General features: G+C 66.1%; 6 protein-coding genes. All 6 read right to left on the reverse strand.

Translation table 11 applies throughout. The annotated features are described in order from the left end of the window. Positions 1-191 precede the first annotated feature (191 nt). On the reverse strand, positions 192-926 hold the full coding sequence (locus IAE39_RS00975) for a YkgJ family cysteine cluster protein (RefSeq protein ID WP_201198532.1): 735 nt from the start codon (positions 924-926) through the stop codon (positions 192-194). Beyond that, positions 923-1234 carry a hypothetical protein gene (locus IAE39_RS00980; RefSeq protein WP_201198534.1) on the reverse strand — a complete coding sequence of 104 codons (312 nt, stop codon included), beginning with the start codon at positions 1232-1234 and terminating at the stop codon, positions 923-925. Before IAE39_RS00980 ends, IAE39_RS00975 begins: the two co-directional genes overlap by 4 nt. Positions 1235-1322: 88 nt before the next feature. Further along, a complete protein-coding gene (locus IAE39_RS00985) occupies positions 1323-2222 on the reverse strand; it encodes a chemotaxis protein (RefSeq protein ID WP_201198536.1) in 900 nt (299 codons plus the stop codon). Positions 2223-2436: 214 nt separating this feature from the next. Further along, positions 2437-3621 carry an HlyD family type I secretion periplasmic adaptor subunit gene (locus tag IAE39_RS00990; RefSeq protein ID WP_201198538.1) on the reverse strand — a complete coding sequence of 395 codons (1185 nt, stop codon included), beginning with the start codon at positions 3619-3621 and terminating at the stop codon, positions 2437-2439. Next, positions 3618-5786, reverse strand: a complete 2169-nt coding sequence (locus IAE39_RS00995) for a type I secretion system permease/ATPase (protein ID WP_201198540.1) — start codon at positions 5784-5786, stop codon at positions 3618-3620. Before IAE39_RS00995 ends, IAE39_RS00990 begins: the two co-directional genes overlap by 4 nt. After that, positions 5783-7219, reverse strand: coding sequence for a TolC family outer membrane protein (locus tag IAE39_RS01000; RefSeq protein WP_201198542.1), 1437 nt, complete (start codon positions 7217-7219; stop codon positions 5783-5785). The genes IAE39_RS00995 and IAE39_RS01000 overlap by 4 nt, the downstream gene beginning before the upstream one ends.

A 7219-nucleotide genomic window follows, 5' to 3' on the forward strand; every position in this document is an offset into this window, starting at 1 on the left:
CAGTTTCGCCCTTCGCGCAGACAACGAAGTCTGTAAATGCGCTGCGGCTCCTGTGGGAGCGGGTTTACCCGCGAAGAATCCAACTCGGTGCATGGCACCGGCTGTGCCGGTGTTCGCGGCTAAAGCCGCTCCCACAGGGATCGCGTCAGTTGCAGATTTTCGCGTAAAACAGGTGCGTCGCGCAGAGATGGCTAGAAACCGATAAAGGCGTAGTACAACGGGGCCTCGTTGGTAGTGCGCAAACCATGCCCCTGCAAGCTCGCCACCAGCGCTTCATCCTCTACATGCAGATTCCACGGCGTACGGTCATCCACGGGCACCTGTGCCAGCGCCCCGGCAAACGCGCCCATGTCCGGCAAGTAGGCAGTAAACCCGTTGCCCTTGAGCGCACTGGTGGTCATGCCCAGCGCCTGGCACACCGCCACCTTGGCAGCAATGTCGTTCCGGTCGGCCTGGCGCGAGGCTTGCACCAACGCTTCCAGCCCGGCATCGACCAACTGCGTGCCGTGGATCAGCGCTGGCCCCTGTTGCCAGGCTTCCGGCGGGCAGTCCTTGCTCTCGGGCCGCAGCGGAATATGCGGGTTGATTTCAACCGGGTAGATGCGGCAAACCAACGGTCGCTGTTCGTAGATGGTGCACAGGTCGTTGTCGTCAAGGTTGCGGCAACGCCCTGGGTTGAAGGCGGCAAAGGTCACCGACACCCGCGCCTCACCTTCACCGCACTGCACCGGGTGCGAGCGGCGCAGCACATGTTCACGCTGCTCCAGCGGCATGCCCGGGCCATCGGTGACGAACGCTTCGATCAGCACGATCACCTGGCCGGCGTCAGCCGCCCAGCGCCGGGCTTCGTCCAGGGTCAGCGGCACATGGTGACCGGTGCAGCACTTGCCGCAGCCGGTACAGCCAAAACGCAAGCTGTCGGTCACTTGGCCTCCGGGCTCCATTCGCTGACGAAGGCACGCTGGTGCTGGCGATCATACAGGCACAGCTCGGTGCCAGTGCGTTGTTGCATGTGCTTTTGCGGGTACACGCCTTCGATCAGCAGGGCACTCATGCCCACCTGGTCATCGAATTCGGCGGGTTTGCCGCGGGCGTGGGCGTCCTTGAACTGGCTGGCGGCCAGGCAGGCCTTGAGCATCTGTTGGCGCTGCTCGTTCCAGGCCTGGCTGCTGGAAGCCTGGGCGACACTGCTGAAGAGGGCGCAGCTGATCAGGATGGAGCTGAGAAACTTCATACGCGGTTCCGGCAGTTTTCTTCCGAGGGGCGCGAATTATGCCCGACTCACCCCCGGCGGCAAGCCGGGGACTATGTCACCGAATATATCAGTGCTCGGCGAACACCACGGTACGCGCCGCCACCACCAGACAATCGGTCAGTTCCGGCGAGGAGAACTTGGTGAGGATGGCATTGGCCCCGGCCTGGGTCGCTTTCTCGCTGCTCATGGCACTGTCCAGCGAGGTGTGCAGCAGCACGTACAGGTGCTGGAAGTCGGGTGTTTCACGCAGGGTGCGGGTGAAGGCATAGCCGTCCATCTCGCTCATTTCGATGTCGGAGACGACGATGTTGATCTCCTGCGCGGTGCCTTGCAGCTCCAGCAGCACGTTGATCGCATCCTTGGCGCTGCGCGCGGTGTGGCATTCGATGCCCAGGTTACGCAGGGTATGCACCGACTGCTGCAGGGCCACGTTACTGTCGTCCACCACCAGGATGTTGCTGGCGGCCAGCAGGCTGGCGTCCTCTTCGTTCAGGCCACTGTGATGAGTTTCGGCTGCGGGTGGGGCAATCCCGTGAATGACCTTTTCGATATCCAGCACCTGCACCAGGGTGTTGTCGACGCGGGTCACGCCGGTGATGAACGAACGGTTGCCCGAGGCGTAGGGCGGCGGTTTGATGTCGGTGCTCAGGCAATGCACGATGCGGCTGACCGCCTGCACATGCAGGCCCTGGCGCGAACGGCTGATCTCGGTGACGATCAGGCAGCCGCCTTGCGGGTCTTCCAGCGGCCGCTCGCCGATGGCGCGGGACAGGTCGATGACCGACAGCGAATGGCCGCGCAGGGTGGCTACGCCTTTCACGTGCGGATGCGACTCGGGCAGCTTGGTCAGTGGCGGGCAGGGGATGATCTCGCTGACCTTGAGCAGGTTGATTGCCATCAGCTTGCCGCTGCGCAGGGTGAACAGCAGCAGCGACAGCGAGTCCGCGCGGGCTTTTTGCGTGGCCATGGTGACCTTCGGTGGGGAACTGGGGATAACCGGTTATCGGCCTGTTCGGGCTGGGCTTTAGGGCGCAAGATCTGTTGCCAATCAAGAAGGCCACCCCGACCCCTGTGGGAGCGGGTTCACCCGCGAAGAGGCCGGGCCAGACAATGCATATCGCAGGCCAGGCCCCTTCGCGGGTGAACCCGCTCCCACAGGGATTTCTATCTCAGGCCAACCGTCAGCGCTCGCGCAGGGCCTCCTTGGCCCGGTTCAGCGGTTTGATCAGGTAATCGAGGATGGTCTTCTCGCCAGTACGGATATCCACCGTGGCAATCATCCCCGGCACGATCGCGAAATGCTTGCCGGCCTTGTTCTGCAAGCTGTCCTGTTCGGTACGGATGAACACCCGGTAGTAATAGATCTCCGGTTTCACCTCATCCTGCAGGGTATCCGGCGAAATCCCCACCACCTTGCCATCCAGCCCGCCATACACCGAGTAGTCATAGGCACTGATCTTGACCTTGGCCGCTTGGTCCGGGTGGATGAAGGCAATGTCGCGCGGGGCAATGCGGGTTTCGATCAGCAGGCGCTCATCCATCGGCACGATCTTCATCACCTGGCCGCCGGGCTGCACCACGCCACCCAGGGTGTTGACCTCGATGTCCTTGACGATGCCGCGCACCGGCGAGCGCAGGGTCAGGCGGGTGAGCGAGTCGCTGCGCCCGCGGATCACCTCCGACAGGCTGTCGGCCTCGGCGCTGGCCTTGGCCAGCTCTTCGCGGGCCCGCACCAGGTAGTCGGAGCGGGCTTCGTTGGCTTTCAGCTCCAGCTCCGAGCGCTGGCGGTTAAGGCGGATCACCTCGACCCGGCTGGACGCGCCCATCTTCGCCAGGTTCTCGGTGATCTTCAGTTCGCTGCGCACCAATTGCAGCGAGTCCTGGATCCCCGCCAAGGTCTGTTCCAGGCCGCGGCGGCGGGTCTGGTACAGGGCGGTTTCAGCATCGATCAGGTCGGGCGAATCGCGCAGGCTTTCGGGGAACGTCAGCGGCTTGCCGGTCACCTCGGCCTGCAGGCGTGCCTGGCTGGCCTTGGCGGCGCGGTACTTGGCTTCGCTTTCGCCAACGCTGGAGGCGGTCTTGGTCGGGTCGAGCTGGGCCAGCACCTGGCCGCGCTCGACCAGGTCGCCTTCGGCCACGCTCATCTGCGCGACGATGCCGCCTTCGAACGACTGGATCACCTGCTCGCGCGAGCTGGGGATGACCTTGCCGGTGCCGGTGGACACTTCGGTGACCTCGAACCACGCCGCCCAGGCGAGGAACGCCGCCAGCATCAGCGCGCAGATGGTGATGATGCGGCCGGCGCGGAATACCGCCTGGTCGTCCTGCCCGTCCAGGTAGGAGGCCGGGAGTTCATGGTTGCTCATGCCTGCGCTCCTTGCAGTTTGGCCATTGCGGCATCACGCGTGTCGTCGATGACGATGCGCCCGCCATCGAGCACCACGATGCGGTCCACCCGTTGCAGCACGCTCAGGCGGTGGGTGGCGATCACCAGGGTACGGCCCTGGCAGAAGCGCTCCAGGTTATCCAGCAGCTTGCGCTCGGTCATGTCGTCCAGCGATGCGGTCGGCTCGTCCAGCAGCAGGACCTGCGGCTGACGCACCAGCAGGCGCGACAGCACCAGCGCCTGGCGCTGGCCACCGGACAGGCCCAGGCCGCCTTCGAGGATCAAATGGTCCATGCCCTTTGGCAGGCGGCGGACGAAGTCCAGCGCGCCAGTTGCGGCCAGCGCGGCCACCAGTTCCTGGTCGCTGGCCTGGCCCGCGCCGAGGGTGAGGTTTTCCCGCAGGGTGCCATGGAACAGCCGCGCGTACTGCGGCAGCAGGCCGACATCGCGGCGCAGGTCGGCAGGGTCGAGGTGGGCCATGGCGATGCCGTCCAGGCTGACCTCGCCCTGCACCAGGTCCATGGCCCCGCCCAGCGCTTGCAGCAGGGTCGACTTGCCGGCGCCGTTGCGGCCGAGCACGGCAATGCGCTCGCCCGGCTGGATATCCAGCTGGCCGATGTTGAGCACCGGTGGGGACTCTTCGCTGTAGCGGAAGTTGGCCTGGCGCAGGCGGTACTCGCCGCGAATCGCCGGCAGGTGAACGCGGGCTTCACCTTCGGGGTGGTCGACCGGCGACTGCATGAGCTTGTCCAGGCCCTGCAGCGCCACCTTGGCCTGTTGCCAGCGGGTCAGCACGTGGGTCAGCTGGGCCAGCGGCGCCATCATCCGCGACGACAGCATGGAGGCCGCCACCAGGCTACCGGTGGTGAGGTCGCCGGCGATCACCATGGGCGCGCCGATCACGATGACCACGGCAAATACCGCGCCCTGCACGTTCTGGGTCCAGGTCACCAGGCCGTTGGTGAGGGTGCGCAGGCGCAGGTTGGTGTGTGCACAGGCAGCGTTGTACTGATTCCACTGGCGTTCGAAGCGCGCTTCGGCCTGCAGCGCCTTGATCTCGTCCAGGCCCTGGATACTTTCCACCAGCATGGCGTTGCGCAGCGCCGATTCGCGCATCGAGGCATTGGCCAGCCGCGCCAGGCGCCGTTGTGCCAGCAACCCGGGCAGCACCATGGCCAGCAGCGCCACCAGCGGGATGAACACCAGCACACCGCCGATCAGCCAGAACACGAACAGGAACAGCAGGAAGAACGGCAAGTCGGCCAGGGCCGTGGCGGTACTGGAAGTGATCAGGTCGCGGATCGACTCCAGCTCGCGCAGTTGCGAAATGAACGAGCCGGTAGATTTGGGCCGCACCGAGTTGCGCAGGCGCAGGGCATGGCCGTAGACCAGGTCGCTCACCCGCAAATCGGCGCGCTTGCCCAGCAGGTCGGTCACCTTCAGCCGCAGCAGGCGCATGCTGAAGTCGAACACCAGCGCCAGCACCACGCCGCCAAACAGCACGTACAAGGTGGGCAGCGATTCGGCCGGGATCACCCGGTCGTACACCTGCATCGAGAACAACACCCCGGCCAGTGCCAGCACGTTGGCCACCAGCGAGGCGACCATCACTTGCCCATACGGGCGCAGGTCGCGCAGCACGATACGGGCAAACCAGTGGCGGTCGTAAGGCGCGGTGTAGTCGTCGGTGCGCACATCGCGTAGCGGCCGCGCCGGGCGCAGCAGGGCAACGCGGTTGATGCGGCCCTTGAGGCTGTCACGGGGCAGGCGCGAGGTCAGGCCCTGATCACCGGCAAACACCACTGCCAGGTCATCTTCCTCGGTAACCGACTCGACCACGGCCAGTTGGCCATCGTCCAGCTCCAGCACCAGCGGCGTGCGCCATTGCCGCAGGCCCTTGGCGTCGAAGCGCACGAAGCGCAGGGCCAGACCAGCCTGGCGGGCCATGTGCCGAAGGATTTCGTCCAGCGGGCGAGCGTCTTCGACGGCAGCCAGGCGAATGCGCTGGGGCGACACGTCCAGGCGGTAGTGGTGCGCCACCTGCAGCATGACTTCCAGCCAGGGGCCAAGGTCTGGCCGGTGCGGCTGCTCGGCCGCGGGAGCCGCAGGTTGACTGGGCAGGCTTACATTGATCGAATCGCTCATGGCTGGATCTCCACACCTTGCAGGTTGCGCCCGTCAAGGCCAAAGGCCGTGCGCAGGGCGCCGGTGTTGTACAGGCAGTCGACATCCAGGCGCAGCAGGTCGGAACGGGTGCCGGCAAGTTCGAAGCGTGACTGGTAGATCTCCTGCTCGGCGTTGAGCAGGTCGAGCAGGGGCCGCGTGCCCAGGTCCAGGTACTGGCGGCCATACAGCATGCGCGCTTCCTGGATGCTGACCTGGCGCGCTTCCAGCGAACTCAGCCGGCGGCCCAGCCCGGAGGTTTGCGCCTTGGCCTCGGCCAGGCCGCGACGGGCTTGCAGGCGGGCGGCATCTTCGGCGGAGTCGGCAGCCGTCAGGGCATGACCGGCGGCGCGGCTGCGGGCGCTGATGGCGCCGCCCTGGTAGATCGGCACCTCGACATTCAGGTAGATGCCCGCCTGGGTGCGGTCCATGCGTGAGTTGTCGCGGTTGTAGTCGTTGTCCAGGTAGTGGTTGACCTGCGGTTGCAACGACACGGTCGGGTAGGCCTCGGCCTTGGCCTGGGCCAGTTCGGCCTGGCCTTGGGCGCGCTGGGCCAGGGCCATCAGCACGGCAGGCAGGCGGTCATCGCCTTGCGAGGGCCGCTTGCAGGCCTGGTTCAATGCCGGGGGTGACTCTTCGGCCAGCGCCGGTGGGGTGACGCGCCCCATCAGCGCCGCCAGAGTCGAGCGCCAGCGCTCGTATTGCGACTGGTACTCCTCCAGCGTGGCGCGGGCGCTTTCCACCCGCGACTCGGCCTGTACCACGTCGGAGCGGGTGCTGGCGCCCATGTCGCTGCGCTGGCGGGCCATGCCGGCAATGTCGCCGACCCCGCGGACCTGGTCGCGGGCAATGGTCATCAGTTGTTCATAGCGGCGGGTCTCGATCCAGGCGTAGGCGGTGTCGCGGGCCAGGTCATCCACTACCAGCAGGATGTTGGCCTGGGCGCGGGCGGCGGCGGCCTGGGCTGCGCTGACGGCGCTGTCGACCTTGCCGAAGTCGTACAGCATCTGCTTGAGCGACAGGTTGAGGGCCTGGCTGTTGCGGTCGCCGCCATAGCCGGTGTCATAACCGGTGCGGATACCGCCGGAAATCTGCGGGTAGTACCCCGCGCGGGCGACGTTGATACCTTCGCCCTGTTTGTACAGGTTGCCGATGGCTTCGGCGATGCTGGGGTGCCATTGCGCGGCCTGCAGCACCGCGTCGGCCAGCCCCAGGCGTTCGCCGCTGGCGACCGGGGCCATGCCAATGGCGGGGCGGGCAGGCACCGCGTCGGGCGCATCGCGTAACAGCGAGGGCCCGATGTGGCGCAGTTGGGGGTCTATATCATCGGCTGCGTGGGCAACCGGGTGGAAGTTGAGGGCCAGGAGCCCGAAGGCTCCCAGCAACAGCGGTGACAGCGGACTGCTTCGCTTCAC

It is taken from the genome of Pseudomonas sp. S37 (assembly GCF_016658545.1).
GTDB lineage: Bacteria > Pseudomonadota > Gammaproteobacteria > Pseudomonadales > Pseudomonadaceae > Aquipseudomonas.

What these genes read in the sequence shown, in the direction of transcription:
- IAE39_RS00980 (WP_201198534.1), bottom strand. Translation starts at nt 1,234, where the DNA reads ATGAAGTTTCTCAGCTCCATCCTGATCAGCTGCGCCCTCTTCAGCAGT.
- IAE39_RS00990 (WP_201198538.1), bottom strand. Translation starts at nt 3,621, where the DNA reads ATGAGCAACCATGAACTCCCGGCCTCCTACCTGGACGGGCAGGACGAC.
- IAE39_RS00995 (WP_201198540.1), bottom strand. Translation starts at nt 5,786, where the DNA reads ATGAGCGATTCGATCAATGTAAGCCTGCCCAGTCAACCTGCGGCTCCC.
- IAE39_RS00985 (WP_201198536.1), bottom strand. Translation starts at nt 2,222, where the DNA reads ATGGCCACGCAAAAAGCCCGCGCGGACTCGCTGTCGCTGCTGCTGTTC.